At 65.3% G+C, this 23,677-nt stretch carries 21 protein-coding genes and 1 pseudogene; 15 read left to right on the forward strand and 7 right to left on the reverse strand.

The genetic code is table 11. The annotated features are described in order from the left end of the window. Nucleotides 1–271 precede the first annotated feature (271 nt). From ACZ5MJ_RS08065 to ACZ5MJ_RS08075, 3 genes are all read right to left on the reverse strand, one after another. Nucleotides 272–2,140: a TRAP transporter large permease gene (locus ACZ5MJ_RS08065; protein WP_464223312.1), complete on the reverse strand. Its 1,869-nt coding sequence runs from the start codon at nt 2,138–2,140 to the stop codon at nt 272–274. A 62-nt stretch (nt 2,141–2,202) separates the two neighbouring features. Then, nucleotides 2,203–3,219: a TRAP transporter substrate-binding protein gene (locus ACZ5MJ_RS08070; RefSeq protein WP_464223313.1), complete on the reverse strand. Its 1,017-nt coding sequence runs from the start codon at nt 3,217–3,219 to the stop codon at nt 2,203–2,205. A gap of 36 nt (nt 3,220–3,255) precedes the next feature. Continuing rightward, nucleotides 3,256–4,734, reverse strand: a complete 1,479-nt coding sequence (locus ACZ5MJ_RS08075) for a mannitol dehydrogenase family protein (RefSeq protein WP_464223314.1) — start codon at nt 4,732–4,734, stop codon at nt 3,256–3,258. A 179-nt stretch (nt 4,735–4,913) separates the two neighbouring features. Here ACZ5MJ_RS08075 and ACZ5MJ_RS08080 point away from each other — a divergent pair, with 179 nt between their 5' ends. From ACZ5MJ_RS08080 to ACZ5MJ_RS08110, 7 genes and pseudogenes are all read left to right on the forward strand, one after another. Continuing rightward, entirely contained in the window at nt 4,914–5,678 is a 765-nt protein-coding gene (locus ACZ5MJ_RS08080) for a GntR family transcriptional regulator (RefSeq protein ID WP_432260130.1), read from the forward strand. 20 nt (nt 5,679–5,698) lie between these two features. Further along, nucleotides 5,699–6,907, forward strand: coding sequence for a D-mannonate dehydratase ManD (gene manD, locus ACZ5MJ_RS08085; protein ID WP_464223315.1), 1,209 nt, complete (start codon nt 5,699–5,701; stop codon nt 6,905–6,907). Nucleotides 6,908–6,919: 12 nt separating this feature from the next. Further along, on the forward strand, nt 6,920–7,954 hold the full coding sequence (locus ACZ5MJ_RS08090; protein WP_464223316.1) for a Zn-dependent oxidoreductase: 1,035 nt from the start codon (nt 6,920–6,922) through the stop codon (nt 7,952–7,954). Between the two features lie 8 nt (nt 7,955–7,962). Continuing rightward, a pseudogene (locus tag ACZ5MJ_RS08095) lies at nt 7,963–8,127 on the forward strand (sugar kinase); the annotation flags it as partial. Nucleotides 8,128–8,220: 93 nt separating this feature from the next. Then, on the forward strand, nt 8,221–9,042 hold the full coding sequence (locus ACZ5MJ_RS08100; protein ID WP_464223317.1) for a type IV toxin-antitoxin system AbiEi family antitoxin domain-containing protein: 822 nt from the start codon (nt 8,221–8,223) through the stop codon (nt 9,040–9,042). After that, nucleotides 9,026–9,967 (forward strand): nucleotidyl transferase AbiEii/AbiGii toxin family protein, encoded by a 942-nt coding sequence (locus ACZ5MJ_RS08105; RefSeq protein ID WP_464223318.1) that lies wholly within the window; start codon nt 9,026–9,028, stop codon nt 9,965–9,967. The genes ACZ5MJ_RS08100 and ACZ5MJ_RS08105 overlap by 17 nt, the downstream gene beginning before the upstream one ends. Nucleotides 9,968–10,062: 95 nt before the next feature. Beyond that, nucleotides 10,063–10,695, forward strand: a complete 633-nt coding sequence (locus ACZ5MJ_RS08110; RefSeq protein WP_464223319.1) for a DUF2239 family protein — start codon at nt 10,063–10,065, stop codon at nt 10,693–10,695. An 18-nt stretch (nt 10,696–10,713) separates the two neighbouring features. Here the strand turns inward: ACZ5MJ_RS08110 and ACZ5MJ_RS08115 are convergent, their stop codons facing one another. After that, nucleotides 10,714–11,115 carry a hypothetical protein gene (locus ACZ5MJ_RS08115; RefSeq protein WP_464223320.1) on the reverse strand — a complete coding sequence of 134 codons (402 nt, stop codon included), beginning with the start codon at nt 11,113–11,115 and terminating at the stop codon, nt 10,714–10,716. A 267-nt stretch (nt 11,116–11,382) separates the two neighbouring features. Here ACZ5MJ_RS08115 and ACZ5MJ_RS08120 point away from each other — a divergent pair, with 267 nt between their 5' ends. Continuing rightward, the gene (locus ACZ5MJ_RS08120) at nt 11,383–11,889 is read left to right on the forward strand and encodes a DUF1993 domain-containing protein (RefSeq protein ID WP_464223321.1); all 507 of its coding nucleotides are present in this window, start codon (nt 11,383–11,385) and stop codon (nt 11,887–11,889) included. Nucleotides 11,890–12,067: 178 nt separating this feature from the next. On the opposite strand, the gene ACZ5MJ_RS08125 is transcribed toward ACZ5MJ_RS08120, so the two are convergent. Further along, nucleotides 12,068–13,873: a tetratricopeptide repeat protein gene (locus tag ACZ5MJ_RS08125; RefSeq protein ID WP_464223322.1), complete on the reverse strand. Its 1,806-nt coding sequence runs from the start codon at nt 13,871–13,873 to the stop codon at nt 12,068–12,070. 201 nt (nt 13,874–14,074) lie between these two features. On the opposite strand from ACZ5MJ_RS08125, the gene ACZ5MJ_RS08130 reads away from it, so the two are divergent. After that, the gene (locus tag ACZ5MJ_RS08130; RefSeq protein WP_464222743.1) at nt 14,075–15,061 is read left to right on the forward strand and encodes an IS5 family transposase; all 987 of its coding nucleotides are present in this window, start codon (nt 14,075–14,077) and stop codon (nt 15,059–15,061) included. Nucleotides 15,062–15,545: 484 nt separating this feature from the next. Here ACZ5MJ_RS08130 and dkgB read toward each other — a convergent pair whose 3' ends face one another. Then, on the reverse strand, nt 15,546–16,346 hold the full coding sequence (gene dkgB, locus ACZ5MJ_RS08135; RefSeq protein WP_464223323.1) for a 2,5-didehydrogluconate reductase DkgB: 801 nt from the start codon (nt 16,344–16,346) through the stop codon (nt 15,546–15,548). A 53-nt stretch (nt 16,347–16,399) separates the two neighbouring features. Next, nucleotides 16,400–17,608, reverse strand: coding sequence for an MFS transporter (locus tag ACZ5MJ_RS08140; protein WP_464223324.1), 1,209 nt, complete (start codon nt 17,606–17,608; stop codon nt 16,400–16,402). Between the two features lie 122 nt (nt 17,609–17,730). Between ACZ5MJ_RS08140 and ACZ5MJ_RS08145 the strand changes: the two genes are divergently transcribed. The 6 genes from ACZ5MJ_RS08145 (at nt 17,731) to ACZ5MJ_RS08170 (ending at nt 23,640) form a co-directional block, all read left to right on the forward strand. Continuing rightward, the gene (locus ACZ5MJ_RS08145; RefSeq protein WP_464223325.1) at nt 17,731–18,657 is read left to right on the forward strand and encodes a LysR substrate-binding domain-containing protein; all 927 of its coding nucleotides are present in this window, start codon (nt 17,731–17,733) and stop codon (nt 18,655–18,657) included. A 277-nt stretch (nt 18,658–18,934) separates the two neighbouring features. Further along, entirely contained in the window at nt 18,935–19,570 is a 636-nt protein-coding gene (gene queE, locus ACZ5MJ_RS08150) for a 7-carboxy-7-deazaguanine synthase (RefSeq protein WP_464223326.1), read from the forward strand. Nucleotides 19,571–19,682: 112 nt separating this feature from the next. Further along, nucleotides 19,683–20,159, forward strand: coding sequence for a 6-pyruvoyl trahydropterin synthase family protein (locus ACZ5MJ_RS08155; protein WP_464223327.1), 477 nt, complete (start codon nt 19,683–19,685; stop codon nt 20,157–20,159). A gap of 9 nt (nt 20,160–20,168) precedes the next feature. After that, a complete protein-coding gene (gene tadA, locus ACZ5MJ_RS08160) occupies nt 20,169–20,777 on the forward strand; it encodes a tRNA adenosine(34) deaminase TadA (RefSeq protein WP_464223328.1) in 609 nt (202 codons plus the stop codon). After that, a complete protein-coding gene (ldcA, locus tag ACZ5MJ_RS08165) occupies nt 20,774–21,733 on the forward strand; it encodes a muramoyltetrapeptide carboxypeptidase (RefSeq protein ID WP_464223329.1) in 960 nt (319 codons plus the stop codon). The genes tadA and ldcA overlap by 4 nt, the downstream gene beginning before the upstream one ends. Before the next feature lie 284 nt (nt 21,734–22,017). Then, nucleotides 22,018–23,640: an ABC-F family ATPase gene (locus ACZ5MJ_RS08170; protein WP_464223330.1), complete on the forward strand. Its 1,623-nt coding sequence runs from the start codon at nt 22,018–22,020 to the stop codon at nt 23,638–23,640. Nucleotides 23,641–23,677 lie beyond the last annotated feature (37 nt).

Consider the following 23,677-nt stretch of genomic DNA (forward strand, 5'->3'; position numbering starts at 1 on the left):
ATCAGCAATTCTGCCGGAGTCTAGGGAATCGGCCGCGCCTGCACCACGTCCGATGCCAAGATTTCATGGGGTGTCGGGGTGCAGTGCATGGTTATGCAGAAATGGCATAGCCGGGATTCGGTTCAGGCCTGCACGTTGTGAGCGCGTCTCTGCCGCGCCGAAGCGCGTGCGCGGCAAGCGGCTGGTCAAGTAGTGATCCAGACGCCACGTTCACCGTCGGTGCAAGTGGCCGCGCCTTGGCGCGGATATTGTTTATCGGCCATCTGGCGTTTTACAGGAACCCAATCGAAAACCACGGCACCAGCGTCAGCAGCAGCAAGGCCACCAGCAGCGCCGCCATATGCGGCCAGACCCGGGGCATGGCCACGTCGGGCGACACTCGCCCAATCGCGCAAGCCGCATAGAAGCCGACGCCGAACGGCGGCGCAAACAGCCCCAGGCCCATGGCGAAGATCACCACCATGGCGTAGTGGACTTCATGCACGCCGACGATCTTTGCGATCGGGAACAGCAGCGGGCCGAACAGCACGATGGCCGGGATGCCTTCCAGCAGGCTGCCCAGTAATACGAAGGCCAGCGCGGACACCAGCAGGAAGCCGGTCTTGCCGCCCGGCACGGCGGACATGATCTTCACCAGGTCGTCGGCAAAGCCCGACTGCGTCAGCGCCCATGCCATGGTGGTGGCGCAGCCGACGATCAGCAGGATCGCGCCGGACAGTGCGGCGGTATCGACCAGCATCGGGTAGATGCTGCGCCAGTGGAAGCGCCGGTAGACAAGAATGCCGGCCAGCACGGCATAGAAAATGCCGATGGTCGACACCTCGGTCGCCGTGGCCACGCCTTCAACCACGGCGGTGCGGATGATCACAGGCAAGGCCAGCGCCGGCAGGGCTACCAGCAGCGATTTCACGATCACGGCGCGCGACGGGCGCACCACCGCGCTCATGTCTTCCTTGCGCGTCTGGAACCAGACCACGCAGGCCATCATGACCAGACCCACGACAGCCGGCATCAGGCCGCCGATGAACAGCGAGGTGATCGACACGCCGGTGACCGATCCCACCGTGATCAGCACGATGCTGGGCGGGATCGTTTCGGACATTGCGCCGGATGCCGACAACAGTCCGATCAGGTCGCCGTCCCTGGCGCCGCGCTGCTTCATTTCGGGGAACAGCGCGGGCGCGACTGCTGCCATGTCGGCGGCTTTCGCGCCGGATATGCCGGACACGATATACATGGCGCCGAGCAGCACATACTGCAGGCCGCCGCGCACGTGCCCGATCAGGTTGGCGAGGAAGCTGATCATGGCGCGCGCCAGGCCGGTCATCTCGATCAGCGCGCCCAGGAACACGAACAGCGGCACGGCCAGCAGGATCAGGTGCGACATGCCTTCCTGCATGCGGTTCGGGACGATCGACAGCGGGGTCGTGGTGGTGAAGGCCAGGTAGCACATGGTGGCCAGGCCGAAGGCAAAGGCGATCGGCACGCCAATGGCCACGCAGACGACCAGCATGATCAGGAAGAAGATCACCAGGTTGATGTTGCCGAGTTCCGCCAGCACCGGGGACAGGGCCCACAACACTGCCCCCGCAACGCCCACCGCCACGCCGCTGACGAGAACCCGCTTCCAGTCGGCCTGCGCGACCAGCCGGATGACGGCCGTCGCCAGCATCAGCAGGGTGCCGGCGAGCACTGCCGCGGAGCGGTAGCCTTCACTGATCTCCAGCGTTGGCGACGAGACGTCGATGTGTTCACTCAGGTGCTCGCAGGCCGGCCAGACCAGCAGCAGCAGGAACGCGACCACCAGCCACATGCCGAAGGCATCGAGCCACGCGCGCCTGGCCGGCGCCAGGTCCTTGATGAAGGTGGTCAGCTGCATATGCGCGCTGCGCTGCAGCGCAATGATGGCACCCAGCATCGCCAGCCAGAGGAACAGGATGCTGGCCAGTTCATCGGTCCAGGGGATTGGCGCATGCAGGACATAGCGCGCGAACGCACCGCCGCCCAGGATGGCGATCTCCGCCAGCACGATCAGCGCGGCCGGAATCTCCACGGCCCAGCGCATGGCGCGGCCCCAGCAGGCAAGGGCGGCGCCTGGTTTGCGCGGCGCGGCAGCGAAGGTTTCGGCAGTGTGCTCCATCGTCGTGTCTCCATGCGGCACGCGCTGATGCGCGGCGTCTCGTGCGGTCTGGTGTTGCGGCATCAGGCCAGGCGGCCCGCGTATTTCTCGAGCTTGGCCCAGGCTTCCTCGCCGTACTTCTTCTTCCACTCGGTATAGAAGCCGGCGCTTTGCAGCAACTGCCGGAAGGGCGCGGGATCGGGCCGGTTCAGTGTGATGCCCAGCTTGCTCAGTTCCGCCTGCGCGTCGACATTCAGCCTGGCGATGTCTTCGCGCTGGCGCAGCGCCGCGCTGTTGAAATGGGTGGCGATGGACGCCTGCACTTCCCTGGGCAGTGCCTGGAACTTCTTTGCGTTGCCGAAGATGAAGTGGCCATCCCAGGTATGCGCGGTGAGCGAGCAGAACTTCTGGACTTCATAGAGCTTGGCGCTGCGGATCAGGGCGAGCGGATTCTCCTGGCCGTCCACCACGCGTGTCTGCAGCGCGGAGTAGAGCTCGCCGAACGGAATCGCGGTCGGTGAGGCCCCAAGCGCCTTGAACATCGAGATCCAGAGCGGGATGCCGGGCACGCGGATCTTGAATCCTTTCAGGTCCGCGGGGGTCTGGACGGGCTTGCTGGCCGACGTGATATTGCGATAGCCATTGTCCAGGCACTTGTCGAACACGTGCAGGTTGACCTTGCCCAGCGCGGCCCGCACGTGCGCGCCGACGTCGCCATCCATGGCCGCCCAGACCGTGGCGTAATCCTTGAAGGCAAAGGCGACACCGTTGATGCCGGCGGTCGGCACCAGCGTCTGCAGGTTGGTGCCGGCGGTGGACATGAAATCCATGGCCCCGGCGCGGGTCTGCGAGATCATGTCGGGCTCGCTGCCCAATTGGCTCGCCGGATAGACCTGGAGGTCCACCTTGCCGCCGGTATCCTTGCGGATCGCTTCCGCGGCTTCCTTGATGCGCAAGGTGCCGGGGTGGTCCGCCGGAAACGCCGTGCCGTATTTGAGCCGGATGGTGGCCTGGGCCAGGCCATGGCGCAGCGGCAACGCGAGCGCGAGACTGCCGGCTGCCAGCGCGCCGAACTGGCGGCGTGTCAGGGAAATAGTCATGGTGGTGTTCGCTCCTGTATCAGAAGGTTGGTCGCTCTACTGACCTGGCGGCCTGGGCAGCAATGCGGACGCGCCCCGGTGTGCCAGTACCGCCAGGTAAGCGGCAAGGCGGGCGGCAAGGGGCGCCGGCCACGGCGTTGTGCCGAATACGGCGGCATGCCCCAGCGCCTGGCGGACAGCCTCGGCGTCGCTGCCTGCGCTGCGCAGGCGACAGGCCAATGCAGCGGCGCCAGGGTCGCCGATTACAAGTACGTCGCCGTGGTCGCTGCGGCCGGTTCGCAGGTAATGCAGCCACATCGCCAGCGCACGCTCAAGGAATGGGCGTTCGATGCCTGCGCTGCAGCTTTCGCGCAAGGCGGGAAGCCAGCGTACGGGGATCTTCTGCGTGCCATCCGTTGCGATCTGCGCGGTCAGGTGCGCCAGCGCGGTGTTCTCGAAGCGATGCAGCAGTGCGCGGCAGTAGCGCTCGACGTCATAGCCTGGCGGTGCCGCAACGGTGGCGCGCAAGTCTGCCATCACGCCCCGCGCAAAGGCTGCGGCAGCGGGATTTGCCATGACATCCGCGATGCTGGCGAATCCGCACAGCTGTCCGGAATAAGCCATTGCCGAATGGGTGCCGTTGAGCAGGCGCAGCTTCATCGCCTGATAGGGCCGGACATCGGCCGTCAGCAGCGCGCCACCGGCTTCCCATGCGGGCCGCGGCCCGGCAAAACGGTCTTCGATGACCCATTGCGTGAAGGGCTCGCAGACGACGGCGGCTTCGTCGCGCACGCCGAGATGCTGGCTGGCCAGGTCGAGCGATGCGGCGCTGGCGGCCGGCACGATCCGGTCGACCATGGAGTTGGGCAGCGCGATGTTGTCTTCGATGCGCCGGGCCAGTTCCGGGTTGGACAATTCGGCGAACTGCATCAGCAGCCGACGCAGGGTGTCGCCATTGTCCGCCATGTTGTCGCAGCACACCACGCTGAGCGGGGCGCCGCGCGGCCGGCGGCGGATGCCCGCCGCGAGGATGCCGAGGGTGCTGCGGGGGCGCTCCGGGTTGGCCAGATCGTGGCGGATGTCGGCATCGTCCAGGTCGAGCCCGGCCGTGGACGGGTGCTGGCTGTAGCCCTTCTCGGTCACGGTGCTGGTGACGACGCAGACCGCCGGGTCAGCGATGGCGTCGATGACCTGCTGCAGGGCCTGCGGCGCATACAGCGATGCGACGACAGCGCCGACGATCCGGGTGTGGCTGCTATCGCCGTGACGCTCGGTGACGGAATAGAGATGGTCCTGGGCTTGCAGCATGTTGCCCGTGGCGGGGCTGCGCAAGCTCACGCCGACAATGCCCCATCGGGGGTCGCCCTGTGCCAGGGCAGCTTCCGTGTACAGCGCCTGGTGGGCGCGGTGGAATGCGCCCAGACCCAGATGCACGATGCCTGCGCTCAGGCGGGCGCGCTCGTAGCGAGGACGCTCGACCCTGGCACGCACCTTGAGGAGGGTGCGTTGTGACAGGCGAAGATGGCTTGCTGCCATGGCGGAAGTCGGTTGCATATCTATAAAGAATCACATTCCCTTGCAATCTACCATGGTAGTGCGGCGGTGTTATGCACTGTAGCGGTGACGTTTCGATGAATCCATGCGGGTTTACGCCGAAACATGTCCAAAACATTGACGTGCTACCATGGCAGTAACATTCAAATATCCGACCCCAAATGCGCGCCTCCCGTATCTCGCTCGTCCGCGAAAACTCCCAGGAAGCCCTGAATCCCGATGAGATCCTGGCCCGTGCGCTGGCCGGGTTCCAGCTCGAAAAGGACCGTTCCTATACCGCCCAGGTCCACGCGGTGCTCCAGCGCGCCATCGTGCGCGGCACGCTGCCCCCGCGCATGGCGCTGTCCGAGGCGGCAATTTCCCAGGCGATCGAAGTCAGCCGCACACCGGTGCGCGAAGCCCTGGCCATGCTTGCCGACGAACAACTGGTGCAGATCTACCGGCAGGTCGGCACGATCGTCGCGCCGGTACGCACCGCACTGATCGAAGAGGGGCGTTTCGTGCGCTGCACGCTGGAATGTGCCAATCACGTGCAACTGGCGCTGTCCATCACGAGCGAGCAGCTGGCCGAGTTCGGCAGCATCGTCGCGCGCCAGCGCGCTGCGGTCGCCGGCAACCAGACGGATTTGTTCTCGGAGCTGGATGAGTTGATGCACCGCAGGCTGTTCGAGTTTGCGGGCCGGCACAATGTCTGGGCCATGCTCGAGCCCATCAAGCGGCATTTCGACCGGGTGCGCTGGCTGCTGCTGGGCCGGGTGGCCGACCACGCCAGCCGCGCGCTGCAGGAGCACGAACAGATGCTGGCGCAGATGGCGGCGCGCGATGTCGCGGGCCTCGGGGCCAGCGTCGCCTCGCATATCAACCACATCACCGAGCATCTCCAGGCGCTGCGCAAGCAAGCGCCGGAGAGCTATTTCACTGACTGACCTCGCGGGGGGAACGCGACTTGAAGATCGAATCAGTACAGACCATTGTCACCTGTCCGGGGCGCAACTTTGTCACGGTCAAGGTGATGACGGATGAAGGCGTTTACGGCCTGGGCGATGCCACGCTCAACGGGCGGGAACTGGCGGTCAAGGCCTACCTGGACGAGCACGTGATCCCGTGCCTGATCGGGCGCGATCCCCGCAATATCGAAGATATCTGGCAATACCTGTATCGCGGCGCCTACTGGCGCCGTGGCCCGGTGACGATGACGGCCATCGCCGCCATCGACATGGCGCTGTGGGATATCAAGGGCAAGCTGGCCGGCATGCCGGTGTACCAGTTGCTGGGTGGCAGGAGCCGGCAGGGACTGATGGTGTATGGCCACGCCAACGGGCGCGACCATGCCGAGGCCGTGGAGGCCGTGCAGCGTCACGTGGAGCAGGGCTACAAGGCCATCCGCGTGCAGTCCGGCGTGCCGGGTCTGGGCAAGGTGTATGGCGTGGGCAAGGGGGGCGGCCATTACGAACCCGCCGAGAAAGGCCTGCCGCCGGAAGAGCCCTGGGATACCTCGCTCTACCTGCGCCATACGCCCGAACTGTTCCGCAAGGTGCGCGACGCCGTGGGTTTCGGACCCCACCTGCTGCACGACGCCCACCACCGCCTGACGCCGGTCGAGGCCGCGCGGCTCGGCAAGGCGCTTGAGCCCTTCAGCCTGTTCTGGCTGGAAGACGCCACCCCGGCAGAGAACCAGGAGGCGTTCCGGCTGATCCGCCAGCACACCACCACGCCGCTGGCCGTGGGGGAGATCTTCAACTCGGTCTGGGACTGCAAGACGCTGATCAGCGAGCAGCTGGTCGACTACATCCGCGCCACCATCGTCCATGCGGGCGGCATCACCCACGTGCGGCACATCGCGGACTTCGCAGCCATGTACCAGGTACGGACAGGGTTCCATGGGGCGACCGACCTCTCGCCGGTGTGCATGGCGGCCGCGGTGAACTTCGGGCTGTGGGTGCCCAACTTCGGCATCCAGGAGTTGATGCCGCACAGCGAACTGACCGATGCGGTCTTTCCGCACAACTACCGCTTCGAAGACGGCTACCTGGTCATGGACGAGGTGCCGGGCCTGGGCGTCGATATCGACGAGGCGCTGGCCGCGAAGTATCCGTACGAACGTGCCTACCTGCCGGTCGCCCGGCTGGCGGATGGCTCCATGTGGCACTGGTAGCCGGAGTTTCCGATGCTCAGCATTGTTGTCGAAGAACCCAACAGCATGGCCGTCTGCGAGCGGCCGATGCCGGAGCCTGCCGCTGGCGAGGTGCGCGTGCGCGTGCGCTATGCCGGCATCTGCGGCTCCGACCTGCATATTTTCCGCGGTCACAATCCGTTCGTGGCGTATCCGCGCGTCATCGGCCATGAGTTCGTCGGCACCATCGATGCCGTCGGTGCCGGCGTCGACGCGTCACGCATCGGTCAGCGCGTGGTGGCGGATCCGGTCATCAGTTGCGGGCAATGCCACGCGTGCCGGATTGGCCGCCAGAACGTGTGCAGCCGGCTCCAGGTGATCGGGGTGCACCGCGACGGCGGCTTCAGCGAGTACGCCTGCGTGCCGGCCGGCAATGCCTATGTGATCCCGGACGGCATGCCGGAAGCCAGCGCTTCGGTGATCGAGCCGTTTGCCGTGGCCGCCAATGTGACGCACCGCACCGGCGTGCTCGCGCAGGATGTGGCGTTGATCTATGGCGCGGGGGCAGTCGGGCTCAATCTGATGCAGGTCCTCAAGCGAGTCCATGGCATCCGCGCCTACATCACGGATCACCTCGACGAGCGCCTGGCGCTCGCGCGGCAATGCGGTGCCGGTGAGGACGAGGTCATCAACACCGCGCGCGAGCCGATCGAACAGGCGCTGGCGGCGCGAGGCGTGGCAGGCGGGCCAACGCTGATCTATGACGCCGTATGCCATCCGGCAATCCTGGAGGAGGCCGTGCGCATCGCGGCACCGGCCGGGCGTATCGGTGTGTTGGGCTTTTCATCAACCCCATCGGCGATCCCGCAGCAGGAACTCACCAAGAAGGAACTGACGCTGTATGCCTCGCGGCTGAATTGCGCGATGTTCCCGACGGTGCTTGACTGGATCGCGAAAGGCCTGGTCAATCCCGGGCAAATTGTCACGCACCACGTCGGTTTCCGCGATGTTGCCGACGCCTTCGCGCTGGCCGAGCGCAATCCGCGCGAATGCTGCAAGGTGCTGCTCGACTTTGGCCCGGCTGGCTGACATGGCAAGTACCCGGCGCTTCGATAGCGTGGCTGGATGCAACCGGCGCAGGGGATTGTTTGGATGGCGCATGGCTTGCGCGCTTGGCCGCGGGGGACGACCTGGCTGGCGCGGCGCGGTGGGCGGGCATTGCGGCGGCACTGGCAATGACAGGCGCCGGCGGCCAGGTTTAATTTTGTTGAAAAAAGAACATTGAAAGTGATCATATTGGCCCCTGGCTAAACCTCTACTTGGCAAGGGTTTGCCAAATGTGTATTTTGAACACTATGGGTGATCAAAATCACGGAAAACTAAACCAGCTCCTCGCAACGCTAGGCGACACCACCCTGGTCTCCAGCCGGTGGCTGCGGGCGCATGGGTATTCCAACAGCCTTGTCGCGCGCTATGTGGCCAGCGGCTGGATGGTTTCGCCAGCGCGCGGCGTCTACATGAGGCAGGGTGGCCGCCTGCAATGGCAAGGCGTGGTCCATAGCCTCCAGGCCAACGAGGCATTGCCGCTGCACGTTGGCGGGCGCTTTGCGCTGGCCATGCAGGGGCATGAGCACTACCTGCGCCTGGGCGAAGCCGCCACGATCACGCTCTACGGGCCGGAACGGCTGCCGGGCTGGGTGGGCAAGCTGCCATTGAACGAGCACTTCAAATTTCACGGCAAGGGGCCTTTCGACCTGCCGGCGTTGCGCTTCACGCCCGACCTGCCGGAGCAGGCGTTGCTCGATCATGGACTGACGTGGCACGAGATCAGTCCGGGCACCGATGCCCTGGCTTGTGCCACGCCCGAGCGGGCCATGCTGGAACTATGCGATGGCGTGGCAAATGCGGCCCTGGTCTATGAGGTCGATGCGCTGATGCAGGCGATGACGACGCTGCGGCCGCAGCGCGTCGGCATGCTGCTGCGCCATTGCCGCAGCATCAAGGCCAAGCGCCTGTTCCTGGCGCTCGCTGAACGCCACCGGCATGCATGGCTGGCGCATGTCCCGCTCGACGGGGTCGATCTGGGCCGAGGCAAGCGCGCGCTGGTGCCCGGTGGGCGCCTGCACCCGACCTATCAGATTACTTTGCCTGTAGACCTGGATGAGCATCTGGGATAAGCGCTATACCGACCGGGTGCAATTGCTGGTCGAGATCCTGCCGGTCCTGGCGAAAGAGCCGCGCTTCGCGCTTAAAGGGGGCACGGCGATCAACCTGTTCGAGCATGACCTGCCGCGGTTGTCGGTGGACATCGACCTGGCGTGGTTGCCAGTACATGACTTCGCCGAGGACGCGGCCCTGATCGCTGCGGCCTTGGAGCAACTGGCCGATGCGCTGCGCGCCAGGCCGCTGCAACTGCAGGTGCAGTCGTCGGCCGGCGAAGGGACGCGGTCGGTGACGCGGCTGGTGGCCAGCCGTGGCCGCGCGCGCGTGCAGATCGAGACCACACCGGTCATGCGCGGCACAGTGCATCCGGTGCGCAGCATGGTGGTCAGGCCGAAGGTGGAAGAGGCGTTCGGCTTTGCCTCCATGCAGGTGCTGGATTTCGCCGATCTTTATGCCGGCAAGCTGGCCGCCGCCTTGTCGCGGCAGCATCCGCGCGATCTGTTCGACGTCAGCCTGCTGCTGGAGGACGAGCGCGCGGATGAGCGGCTCTGGCGGACTTTCCTCGTGTACCTGACGTGCAGCCCCAAACCTGCCTGGGAGATGCTGGCCCCTCGGGTCCCAGCGGATTTTGCGGCAACGTTCGACGCGCATTTCAAGGGCATGACCGCCGAGCCGGTCAGTGCGCAAGCCCTGCTGGCAAGCCGCGAGCGCCTGCTGGCAAGGGTGGCGGGGTGGCTGGACAAACCATCCTGTGCGTTTCTCGGGTCGGTGGAGGACGAGAAGCCGGATTTCGCGCTCATAGGGTTTCCGCACGCAGGTGAGTTGCCGGGCGTGCGGCGCAAGCTGCATAACCTGGCCCAGCGCTCCGCAGCCAAGCGGCAGGCGGATCGCCGCGAGTTGGAGCAGACCCTGGCGCGGATCACAGGGCGGGGTGCCTGAAGGGATGGGTGGCAGCCGTACATTTATACCCAGGTAATATTGACAATTTATTTTATCCGGGTAATATTTGGGGATCGTCTCTCAGGAGCATTCCCATGACCAACGCAACGTCTCATACCTACTCGACCTTTGACGGCCACCGGCGCATCGCCTCGGGTTCGCTGCAATCCAATGCGCTGGCGCTCAAGCGAGCGCTGGAGGCTGGCGCGGCCGGGCCGGTGCTGGTCTTCGACGACGGCACGGGCCGGGCGATCGACCTGGATACCAGCGGGACGGAGGCGGCCGTCTTGGCGCGGACTGCTGAGCGCGCTGCCCAGCTTGAGTCTGCGAGGCAGCCGGCAGGCAAAAGGGACGACGAAAAGGACGACGCGGCGGATATCGCCGGACCCCGGGGCCGCGGGCGCCCGAAGCTGGGCGTGGTGTCGCGCGAGGTGACGCTGCTGCCGCGCCATTGGGAATGGCTGGCGGCCCAGCCGGGCGGGGCGTCCGTCGCCCTGCGCAAGCTGGTCGAGCAGGCGCGCCGCGACAACGCCGACAAGGACCGCAGCCGCCTTGCAAGCGAGCGGGCCTATCACTTCATGGTGGCGATGGCCGGGGATCTGCCCGGCTTCGAGGAAGCCGCGCGGTCGCTGTTCGCGGGCGATGTGGCGGGCTTTGCACAGCGGATCGCGGCATGGCCCGTGGATGTCCGCGATCACGCATTGCGCCTTGCGGACAGCAACGCCTGACCGGTTTCGGCGTCCCGCTCAGATGCCGCCCAGCAGGTCGTGGGCATCCACGATCGCGTAGGCGATCTCGGGATGCTCTTCCATGCTGCGGCGGATGGCGGCCGGGATCGACTGGCGGATCTTGCGGCACAGGCCGGGCTGTTCCTGCACCTGGATGCTGATGCCGCGCACCGTGCGCACGCCGCGCGCGCTCGGCGTGATGGTCAGCACGATGCCCAGCTGGGTTTGCATCAGGCTTTCCATCCGCTGCAGTTCGGCCAGGCTGGTCAGGCTTTCCAGTCGCTCGACCAGCCGCTTTTCCTCGGCACGGGTGAGCCGCAGCACGCGCAAGTCGGCGTCGGGGTCACTCAGCAGCGCTTCGCGCCCGCAGATGCAGGCGCCAGGCGGGCATTCCGTGCGAAGAGGGAACGGCGCGTTCATGTGGGGCGCGGTCACAAGGCCGCAAGATAGCGGGGGCGATGGCCGGATATGTTAAATCAGGTTTCCCCCGGCCGGTGCGCCGGCCTTCCCGCTGCCCGCGGCGCCGGGTTCAGCCCAGTGGCTCGACATGGGCCGATGCAGTCAGGGCAAATGGAGCCGGCCTGGTCCAGCAGCAATTGCCGATCCGGTCTATGCTCGCGGCTGCGGTGTGGCCCGAAAACCGGAGCCCCCACGACAAGCCAGCCAAGCCCTGCACAGGAGACCCCCATGGCACTCTCGATGTACGACGTTTCGATTCCCCCGTTTATCCGCGCATTCGGCAACCTGGACGCGATCCTCGTCAAGGGCGCGGCGCACGCGCAGGCACAGGGGATGGACCCGGCCGACCTGATCCAGACCCGGCTGATTGCCGATATGGACCCGCTGTCGGCGCAGGTGCAGCGCGCCAGCGATGCCGCCAAGAGCTGCGCCGCGCGGCTGGCGGGTATCGAGGCGCCTTCCTTTGCCGATACCGAGGTCACGTTTGCCGAGCTGCAGGACCGCATCGCGCGCACCATCGTGTTCCTGGAGCAGATCACGCCCGCGCAGCTGGAGGGCAGCGAACAGCGGGTGATCGAACTGAAGCTGCGCCAAGGGGCGGTGCGGTTCGACGGCAAGTCCTACCTGCTGGGCTTTGCCTTGCCCAATTTCTACTTCCACGTGACCACGGCCTACGACATCCTGCGCCACAAGGGGGTGCAGATCGGCAAGCGCGATTACCTGGGGCTCAAGTAAGACCGGCAGGCCGGAGAGGAAAAAGCCGGGCTTCGCGCCTGGCCGTTAGCAACATCCATGCGCGCATGGCTCCCAGCCATTCCCCCCGACGCGACAGCGTCAGGGGGAGACGCCGATTCAGCGACTGCAGCCGGAGTCATGCGCAGCCACTTGCCCTGGCGCCCATCAGCGTCGTCGTTCAGATCTGGTTGAACCCGACGCGGGATAGCAGTCCAGAGAATCTGGGATCGAAACGAGCGCTGTCGAAGGCAGGTTCTGTCCTGAGCTCGATGAAGTCAGGACTGTGCTCAACGTAGGCCTTTTCCAGCCAGGCGAGGGTCTGCTCCTTGTCCCCGAGCGAACCAAATACTTTCGCCATGTTGTAGGGGTGGACGTAGTGCTTTTCGGATTCCGTCTCCAGCGCATCCACGATCTGCTGCATGGCCGCTCTCATGTCGGCGGCAGCGTAGGTCTGGGCCAGCCCCGTCAGCGCCTCTGTGCTCCTCCCGGAAAGCGTTACAGCCTTCTGCATCTCCTCGATTGCGTCATGGAACAACTTCTGTTGCTGGTAAACCAATCCCAGCCTGAAGTGAAGCAGAAAGTGGTTTGGATCGATTTCCAGGGCTTTACGGAGTTCTTCCCGTGCCTGGTCGTATCGCCGAGCAAGGTACAAGATGATGGCAACAGATGAATTCAGCACTGAATTCAACGGATCCATCTGTTGGGACTGCCTGACCCTGGCAATGGCTTCGTCGGCTCTGCCTGCCATCATGAGATATTCCGCGTACCAGTAATAGGCGATCGCGTGTCCTGGATTCAGTTCAATGGCGCGCAGGAAATCCTGTTCCAGATCGACCCAATCCCAATCGTGCAAACGCACATGGGCCAGTGACGCATAAGCTTCACCCAAATCAGGCTCAATCTGCAGCGCTTTCCTGGCTGCCATTTTTGCCTTATGAAACGTTTCGCGCGCAGGGCTCACGCCGCGACATGCAAGCATCGTGTAGGCATCGGCCACGCCATCATAGGCGGCCGCAAAGTCCGGCTGGTGTTCTATAGCGAGCTCAAAATACTCAATGCTCTTTCGCATTCCTTCTTCGGTGCGCGTGGACCAGAAGTGACGCCCCTTGAGATACGCTTCGTGCGCCTGCGCATCGATGGCATGAGTGCGGTCCAGACGCCCTTGCTCGTGCGGCGTGAGCTTGATCTCAATTTCGCGGGCAATTGCCTTCGCCACCTCGATCTGGAGTGCCAGGATGTCATGCCGGTTTCCCTCGTAGGTCTCGGCCCAAAGGTGCGTTTCGTCGCTTACCCGGATCAGCTGCGCCGCAACCCGTACCCGGTCTCCGGCACGCCGCACGCTTCCCTCAAGCACGTGGGACACCCCGAGGTCCTGGCCGATCTGATGAATGGTCCTGGTCGTGGATTTGTAGCGCATCGCCGAAATCCGGGCGATTACACCCAGGCGCTCCGGGCTGAGCCGGGCAAGCTGGGTGATCATGTCCTCAGTCAAGCCCTCACTGAAGTAATCATATTTGTCGCCGCCACCGAGACTTTCGAACGGAAGCACGACCAGTATCAATCGCCCCTCCGGTAGCTGTGGATTATTTGGGCGCGGTAATGCTTCCGGTTCACTCGGTTCGCTTTCCACCGGCGCCCTGCCGTCAGGTTGCAAACGCTCCGCGCCATCCTTGGTGAGCGGCGGCCTTCCCGGGACAGCGGTGACCGGTCGGTGCCGGTTCCGATACAGCCCGTCAGCCACGATGATTGCGATGCCAACAAGGACAATCACCGGCCGGGCATCGAGCGCCAGGCGCGACAAATGCTCCACCCTCTCCGGCGCCGCAATAGAGCGGATCAGTTGAGCGATGAATTCCTGCGGCGCGAAGCCGGTGATCGCCAGGAGGACGCCGCCAATGAACCATTCGCTGACCCGCACTCGCAACATCGCCCACAGGTGTCTCGGTATTCGCTGTGGGGTTCGTCCGTCTTTTTCGTCTTCCATGGCGTCCCCGCGTAGAGTCGTGTCGACCAGGCGTTACGGTCCCTGACGCGGCACTGGAAGTTGGGAGGTGGGCTAAGGCGTGGACGCCGTCGCAATCTTCGCGCGGCATTCTCTAGGGAAAGACTGATTTAATCAGCGCGGCAGTCATCGTTGACTGGCGTGCAAGCGTTGTCATGTGCATGCCCACGATATGAGTCGGAGATGAAGCGACAGATCAGTTTTGCGGAAGCCGAGAGCCACGGCAAGAAGCGGGTGACGCGACGCGAGCGCTTCCTGACGGAGATGGAGAGTTTGGTGCCGTGGTCGCGCCTGATTGAGGCGGTCGAGCCGTACTACCCCAAGGGAAAACGTGGACGGCCGCCGATCGGTCTGGAGCGGATGCTGCGCATCTACTTCCTCCAGCAGTGGTACGGGCTGTCGGACGAGGCGCTGGAAGACGCGCTGTACGACAGCATGGCGATGCGGGCATTTGCCGGGATCGACTTGGCGGTCGAAGCGGTGCCAGACGCGACCACGCTGCTGAAGTTTCGCCGCCTGCTCGTCGAGCATGAACTGACGCGAAAGCTGTTTGACGAGATCGGCATCATGCTGTGCGAGCGGGGGCTGATGATGAAGGAAGGCACGATTGTGGATGCCACCATCATCGAGGCGCCACCATCGACCAAGAACAAGGAGAAGAGCCGCGACCCGGAGATGCACCAGACCAAGAAGGGTAATGAATGGCACTTTGGCATGAAGGCGCATCTCGGCGTGGATGCGACTTCGGGGCTGGTGCACAGCGTGGTGGGCACGGCGGCCAACGAGTCGGATGTGTCGCAGGCGCATGCCTTGCTGCATGGCTACGAAGAGCACGCGTTTGGCGACGCGGGCTACACGGGCGTGGACAAGCGCAAGGAGATGCAAGGCAAGTCCGTGAAGTGGCACGTGGCCGTCAAGCGCGGCAAGATTAAGGCAATGCGTGACGGTGCGGTCAAGGACTTGCTGATCGCTGTCGAGCGGGCCAAGGCCCAGATTCGGGCGCGGGTCGAGCATCCGTTCCACGTCATCAAGAATCTGTTTGGTCATCGCAAGGTTCGCTACAAGGGCCTGGTCAAGAACACGGCACAGTTGTTCAGCCTGTTTGGTCTGGCGAATCTGGTGCTCGGCAGGAAGCTGTTGTTGGCCTCACAGGGGAGCAATCCGTCCTGAGCGCGCAAAGCGCGCCAGAAATGGTGCCAAACGAGAGAAAAATGGCTTGAATCGGCCCATCTCTCCCGCGTTGCGAAAACCGAAATCCTTGGCTTGTGCAACATCAAGCGCAAACCTCATTGATCAGCGATTCCCTAGCCTACACAAACAGCGCTTATTGTTGCCGTGGCGAGAGGTAGCGCTGCGGTCCGCTAGTAGCCTTCAAGTGACTCGAACGATTCGTGCGCGCGGGCAGATCAGGCAGATTGCAATTCGTACCACGCCAGCATCGCTACATTAATAACTATCTGCTTTTCTCAGACGAAAATCTACGCACCACCGCGCAGACCACTCAGCCCACCCAGTGGACTCGCCCCCTCGGAGGGGGCGTCGCGGAGAAAGGGATCTCTTTCGAATGTAAGAATCGGGGGATTATCTACTCGAAGTCCGATTATCAAGATTTAGTCATGCGCGCCCGGCTTTTCATTTGGGGCGGGGTCCGCGCTCAGTCCCACTCCGGCGCAAAGCCCGGGTTTGCCAGCCGCTCGCCGCGGTCCAGTCCCGCAATGGCTGCCATCTCCCGCTCCGACAGGCGCAGCGACGCCGCCGCCAGGTTGCTCTCCAGGTTGGTGCGCTTGGTCGACGACGGGATCACCGCATAGCCCTGCTGCAGCAGCCATGCCAGCGCGACCTGCGCGGGTGATGCGCCGTGCGCCTGGGCAATCCGCTGCAGCACCGGGTCTTGCATCACCTTGCCGTAGGCCAGCGGCATATAGGCCGTGATGTGGATGCCCTGCGCGCGGGTGAAATCGGCGAGCTTGCGATTCTGCAGGAACGGGTGCATCTCGATCTGCTGCGTGGCGATCTGGCCGGCGCCGATGGCGTCGATAGCCTGCTGCAGGTGGCCGATGGTGAAGTTCGACACGCCGATGGCGCGGGTGAGGCCGGCGGCGCGTGCTTCGGCCAGTGCCTCCATGTATTCCTGCACGGGGATGGCATCGCCGGGCGACGGCCAGTGGATCAGCGTCAGGTCGACCTGGTCCAGTTGCAGCTTTTCCAGGCTTTGCTCCAGGCTGGCGCGCAGGCGGTCGCGGCCCAGTGCTTCGGTCCAGATCTTGGTGGTGACAAACAGGTCCTGGCGCGGCACGCCGCTGGCGGCGATGGCCTGGCCGACTTCGGCCTCGTTGTCGTAGATCTGGGCGGTGTCGACATGGCGGTAGCCCAGTTCCAGGCCGGTGCGCACCGAGTCGATGACTTGCTGGCCCTTGAGTCGGAAAGTGCCGAGGCCGATGGCGGGAATCTGCATGATGTTCTCCTTGGCTTGCAGGGTGTTCGGGAAGAGTCGGTACCGGGCGCGGATCAATGCGTCATGGCACTGGGCGGCATGCTGCCGCTGCGGGCATCGAAGCCCGCGGCGCGGTCCAGGCGCCCGCTCAGTTCGGTCAGGGCCAGCGCCACCAGCACCACCAGCGCGCCGATCCACGGGGTCTGCATCAGACCCAGGTGGGTCACGATCAGGCCGCCGGCCCAGGCCGCGCCGGCGATGCCCAGATTGAAGGCGGCGATGTTCAGGCCGGAGGCCACATCCACGGCGTCAGGCGTGAAGCGCTCCGCCTGCTTGACCACATAGACCTGCAGTCCGGGCACGTTGCCGAAGGCCACGGCACCCCAGGCCAGCACGGTCGCTACCACCAGCCAGCGATGCGGCGCGGTAAAGGTCAGCACGAACAGCACCAGGGACAGCAGCAGGAACACCAGCTTCAGCGCGGGGATCGGGCCGCGGCGGTCGGCCAGGCGGCCGCCCCAGATATTGCCGGCGGCAACCGAGACACCATACACCAGCATCACCAGCCCGACCGCGCCGGCGCTAAAGCCGGAAACGTCCTGCAGGATCGGGGCGAGGAAGGTGAAGGGGATGAACGAACCGCCATAGCCGATCGCGGTCTTGGCGTACACCAGCAGCAGCCGCGGCTCGGCCAGCACACGCGCCTGCTGCAGCAGCGACGCCGGCGGCGTATGCGCGATGGTACGCGGCACGAACAGCAGGCTGCCGACAAAGGCCACGCCGCCCAGCGCCGAGACGGCGAGGAAGGTCTCGCGCCAGCCGAGGTGCTGGCCGATGAAGGTGCCCAGCGGTACGCCGGTCACCAGCGCCACGGTCAGGCCGGTAAACATGATGGCGATCGCGCTGGCGGCCTTCTCGCGCGGCACCAGGCCGGTGGCGATGGTCGAGCCGATCGAGAAGAACACGCCGTGGGCGAGGCCGGTCAGCACGCGCGCCAGCACCAGCGATTCGTAGCCGGGTGATTTCCACGCCAGCAGGTTGCCGAGCGTAAACAGTGCCATCAGCGACAGCAGCAGCAGCTTGCGCGGGATGCGCCCGGTCAGCGCAGTCAGCACGGGCGCGCCGACGGCGACGCCGAGCGCATACAGGCTGACCAGCAGCCCGGCCGATGGCAGGGATACGCGCAGGTCTGCGGCAATGGTGGGGATCAGGCCAACGATCACGAACTCGGTCGTGCCGATGGCAAACGCGCTGATGGTCAGCGCGAACAGGGCAATGGGCATGATGCAGCCTCCGGTAGCGGGCAACAACGGAAAAAGGAATCAGGAACAGGGCGCAGTGTGCCGTGGGTGTTCTTGCAGAAAAACCCGGTGATCTGCAGAAGATATTTGACTAAAATTCAAGAATGAAGCTGACCCTGGAAGAACTTGCCGCCTTTGTCGCCGTGGTCGATACCGGCTCGATCACGGCCGCTGCCGAGCAGCTCGGGCAGACTGTTTCGGGCATCAGCCGCGCATTGAGCCGCCTGGAAGACAAGCTGGAAACCACGCTGCTGCGCCGGACCACGCGCCGGCTGGAGCTGACGGAAGAGGGCGGCGCCATGCTGGCGCATGCGCGCGGCATCCTGTCCGCGGCCGACCTGGCTGAAGAGCAGATGGCGCTGCGGCGCCAGCGCCCGGCCGGCAAGCTACGTGTCAATGCGGCATCGCCGTTCATGCTGCACGCGGTGGTGCCGCTGGTCGGAGAATTCCGGCGCCTGTATCCCGACATCGAGCTGGAACTGAATACCAACGACCAGATCATCGACCTGATCGAGCACCGCACCGACGTCGCCATCCGCATCGGCGTGCTGCGCGATTCGACGCTGCATGCGCGTGCGCTGGGCACCTCGCGGCTGCGGGTGCTGGCCAGCCCGGCCTACCTGAAAGCGCACGGGCGGCCGCGCGGGGTGGCCGACCTGGCCGGGCATACGCTGCTGGGCTTCACCCAGCCGGAGGGGCTGAACCGCTGGCCGCTGCGGACCGAAGCTGGCATGGAGCTGCCGATTCGGCCACATCTGGCGGCTTCCAGCGGCGAAACCCTGCGCCACCTGGCGCTGGCGGGCCAGGGGCTGGTGTGCCTGGCCGATTTCATGACCGAGGCCGACCGCCGCGCGGGTGACCTGGTGCAGGTGCTGGTGGACCCGACCGTGGAGGTGCGGCAATCGATCCACGCGGTGTACTACCTGAATACGCAGCTGTCGGCACGGATTGCCTGTTTCCTGGACTTCCTGGCCGCCAACCTGGCAGGCGAGCCCGACCGTGCCCCGATGGCGGCTAAGCGAAAACCCTGAGCCCTCTGGTATACTTGCAGTACGTTCGGTCCCGTGCCGGACGCAGCCTGCGACAGGCCAGGACGGCCCCTCCGGCAGCGCCCGGAGCCTTGCACGGATGCAATCCGTGCGTGCCGTCAGCAATGCCGCCCGATCGATACCCAACGGTCCACATCGAGACGCGACCAAGGACGCGGCAAGACGCGAGATCCGGCACCGGCCCTGCCCACCCTTTACTGAACCCCGGCCAGCAAAGCGCTGCCGATTGTCCGTTTACGGTCCCAGAGAGACCCCACGCATGACTTACGCCGTCAAGGAAATCTTCTATACGCTGCAGGGCGAAGGCGCCAACGCCGGCCGCGCCGCGGTGTTCTGCCGCTTTGCCGGCTGCAACCTGTGGACCGGCCGCGAGGAAGACCGCGCCAGTGCGGTATGCCAGTTCTGCGATACGGATTTTGTCGGCACCGATGGCACCCGCGGCGGCAAGTACCGCACTGCCGAAGAGCTGGCTGCCGTGGTCGCGTCGGAATGGCCGCAGGGCGCCGGCGGCAAGCCGCTGGTGGTCTGCACCGGCGGCGAGCCGCTGCTGCAGCTCGATGCGCCGCTGATCGACGCGCTGCATGCGCAGGGCTTCGAGATCGCCATCGAGACCAACGGCACCATCGCCGTGCCGCCGGGTATCGACTGGATCTGCGTCAGCCCCAAGATGGGCTCGGAACTGGTGGTCACGCGCGGCGACGAGCTGAAGGTGGTGATCCCGCAGGACGGGCAGGACTTTGCCGCATACGAGAAGCTTGATTTCCGCCATTTCCTGGTGCAAGCCATGGATGGCCCGCTGGCGAGGGAAAATACCGCCGCCGCGGTGGCGTTCTGCCAGCGCCATCCGCGCTGGCGGCTGTCGCTGCAGACCCACAAGCTGCTGGGCATCCGCTGAGCGGCAGGCATCCATTGCTCGCCCAACGGGCGGCAAAACGTACACAATACAGGCTTCGGACGCGCGCGCGGCGTCCGTCCCAACGCAGGCGGCCGGCATGGCGCCGCTACACATGAGCAAACAAGTTTCCATTACCCGCCGGCTGGAGTTCGACTCCGGCCACCGCATCCCGAACCACTGTGGCCAGTGCCGCAATATCCACGGCCACCGCTACCGGCTGGACCTGACGCTGTCGGGCGAGGTCCTGCATCGCGAAGGCGCGTCGGATGACGGCATGATCCTGGACTTCGGCGACATCAAGGCGCTCGCCAACGAGCACTTGGTCAACAAGTGGGACCATGCCTTCCTGATCTACCGCGGCGACACCGCGCTGCTGAACTTCCTGCAATCGATGGAAGGGCACAAGACCGTGGTGCTGGACGCGATCCCGACGGTCGAGAACCTGGCGCAGGTCGCGTTCGACATCCTGGCGCCGGTGTTCAAGGACTGCTTCGGCCACCACCTGCAGCTGACCAGGCTGGTGCTGTTCGAAACACCCAATTGCTGGGCCGAAGTCAGCGCGCCCGCCGTGCCGCCGGCGCAGGACTGAGCGGGGACGATGACAGAAACGCCGCCGCTGCCCGTGCGCGCGCCGCGCGCGCTGCCTGACGACCCGGCCGAGGCCGCCGAGCGCGATGCGCGCTACATGCGCGCCGCGCTGGAAGAAGCCCGCCTGGCCGAAGCCGCCGGCGAAGTGCCGGTGGGCGCGGTGGTGGTCTGGAACGACACCATCATCGCGCGCGGCCACAACCTGCCGATCCGCTCGGTCGACCCGTCCGCGCATGCCGAGATGCGGGCCCTGCGCGCCGCCGCCCAGGTCATCGGCAATTACCGCATGCCCGAGTGCGAGCTGTACGTGACCCTGGAACCGTGCGCCATGTGCAGCGGCGCGATCCTGCACGCGCGGCTGCGCCACGTGGTGTTCGGCGCGACCGATCCCAAGACCGGCGCCGCCGGCAGCGTGCTCAACCTGTTCGAACAGGCGCAGCTCAACCACCAGACCACCATCGCCGGCGGGGTGCTGGCCGACACCTGCGGCCAGATGCTGAAAGATTTCTTCGGCGCCCGGCGCCGCGTCCAGAAGGCGGCGCAGAAGGCCGCGCAGCAAGGCGCCGCCGCGCCAGTCACCGATTCCGGCAAGAACAACGACAACGACACCGAAGCATGAGCACGCCGAACAGCAGGCCGCCGCATACCGAAGTCCGACTGATCGCCTCGTCCGGGTATCCGCACGACATCGCCATCGCCGCGCGCGGGTGTGCCTGGCTCAAGCATCATGGCTACCACATGACCAACCCCGACGTGCTGGCGCGGCGCTATCTGCGCTTCGGCGGCACGGATGCGGAGCGGCTGGCCGACCTGCACGCCATTGGCACGGGCGCGCCGCATGAGCTGACGCTGGCCGTGCGCGGCGGTTATGGCATCGCGCGCCTGCTGGCGCAGCTGGACTTTGCCCGCATTGCCGACCAGGCCCGCGCCAGTGGCACGCCCATCGTCGGCCACAGCGACTTCACCGCGTTCCAGCTGGCCTACCTGGCCGCCACCGGCGGCGTCACCTTTGCCGGGCCGATGCTGCTGGCTGACTTTGGCGCCGAGCTGGTCGATGCCTTCATGTGGGAGCATTTCGAAGGCATCCTGCGCAACCCTGCCTACAGCGTCGACATCGCCGCCCCGCAGTCGGGCGGCCAGCCGTTCTCCGGCAGTGTGGAAGGCACGCTCTGGGGCGGCAACCTGGCGATGCTGTGCAGCCTGCTGGGCACGCCATTCATGCCGCAGCTAGAGGGCGGGGTGCTGTTCCTGGAGGACATCAACGAGCCGCCGTACCGGGTGGAGCGCATGCTGGTCCAGCTGCAGCAGGCTGGCGTGCTGGGCGAGCAGCGCGCCATCGTGCTGGGCGACTTCTCCAACTACCGGGTCACCGACTACGACAACGGCTACGACATGGACGCCGTGGTGGACTACCTGCGCGACCAGTTGACGGTGCCGGTGCTGACCGGGCTGCCGTTCGGGCATTGCGCGCGCAAGCTGACGCTGCCGGTCGGTGCCCAGGTGCGGCTGGCCGCACGTGCCGACGGCTTCAGCATGGCGTTCTCGGACTATCCGGTGCTGCCGGCGCTGGCCTGAGCGGCTGCCGGCTGTATACCGCGCATCCGGGTCGCAAGGAATGCGTCCGGATGATAGAATGTGCGGTTATTTCCTGACTTCCTGCCGGGTTCACGCATGAACCGGGCGCGGCCCAAGCCGCATCGCCAGCAATGGCCGCCGGAGTATCCCTGGCCAGCGCGATGCATCTCCGGCAAGGCCCGTCCCTGAGCGATCCTGAGCGGCATGGGGGTGCGCCCCGAGTGCAAAACCGGCAAGCCGCGGCCAGCGCCGCGGCGCCACAATCTCCAGACAAGGTTCCAGACGTGCTTTCTACCGCAAACATCACCATGCAGTTCGGCCCCAAGCCGTTGTTCGAGAATATCTCGGTCAAGTTCGGCGAGGGCAACCGCTACGGCCTGATCGGCGCGAACGGCTGTGGCAAGTCCACCTTCATGAAGATCCTGGGCAGCGACCTCGAGCCGTCGGCGGGCAACGTCATGCTGGAGCCGGGCGTGCGCCTGGGCAAGCTGCGCCAGGACCAGTTCGCCTATGAAGACATGCGCGTGCTGGATGTGGTGATGATGGGCCACACCGAGATGTGGGGCGCCGCGCAGGAGCGCGACGCGATCTACGCCAACCCCGAGGCCACCGACGAAGACTACATGAAGGCCGCCGAGCTGGAGGCCAAGTACGCCGAATACGACGGCTACACGGCCGAGGCGCGCGCCGGCGAACTGCTGCTGGGCGTGGGCATCCCCACCAGCCAGCACCAGGGCAATATGAGCGACGTCGCCCCGGGCTGGAAGCTGCGCGTGCTGCTGGCGCAGGCACTGTTCTCGAACCCGGACGTGCTGCTGCTGGACGAACCGACCAACAACCTGGACATCAACACCATCCGCTGGCTGGAGGCCGTGCTCAACGAGCGCAACTCCACCATGATCATCATCTCCCACGATCGCCACTTCCTGAACTCGGTCTGCACCCACATGGCCGACATGGACTACGGCACGCTCAAGGTCTACCCGGGCAACTACGACGACTACATGGAAGCGTCGATGCAGGCCCGCGAGCGCCAGGTGGCCGCCAACGCGCGCGCCAAGGAGCGCATCAGCGAGCTGCAGGACTTCGTGCGCCGCTTCTCGGCCAACAAGTCCAAGGCCCGCCAGGCCACCTCGCGCGCCAAGCAGATCGAGAAGATCAAGGTCGACGACATCAAGCCGTCGTCGCGCCAGAACCCGTTCATCCGCTTCGAGTTCGAAAAGAAGCTGCACAACCTGGCCGTGGAAGTGGAGAACATCACCAAGACCTACGACCGCAAGATCATCGACGGCCTGTCGCTGGCGATCCAGGCCGGCGAGCGCGTGGCGATCATCGGCGAAAACGGCGCGGGCAAGACCACGCTGCTGCGCAGCCTGCTCAACGGCGCGGTGCAGACCGGCGTGCAGCGCGGCGTGGAAGTGGACCGCGGCACGGTCAAGTGGGCCGAGAACGCCAACGTCGGCTACATGCCGCAGGACACGTACGAGGAATTCCCGGAAGCTCGCGACGTGATGGACTGGATGAGCCAGTGGACGCAGGCGGGCGATGACGAAACCTCGCTGCGCGGCACGCTGGGCCGGCTGCTGTTCTCGGCCGACGACATCAAGAAGTCGGTCAAGGTGCTGTCCGGCGGCGAGAAGGGCCGCATGATCTGGGGCAAGCTGATGCTGGGCCGCCATAACGTGATGGCCATGGACGAGCCGACCAACCACATGGACATGGAGTCGATCGAATCGCTGCAGATCGCGCTGGACAAATTCCAGGGCACCCTGATCTTCGTTTCGCACGACCGCGAGTTAATCAGCGGGCTGGCGACGCGCGTGATTGAAGTGCGCACCGACGGCACGCTGACCGACTACCTGGGTACGTATGACGAGTACCTGCAGTCGCAGGGTATCGACGGCTGAGCGGCGGGAACCGTTGCAAACAATCAGGGCTGCCTTC

It is taken from the genome of Cupriavidus sp. LA-1, assembly GCF_055385985.1.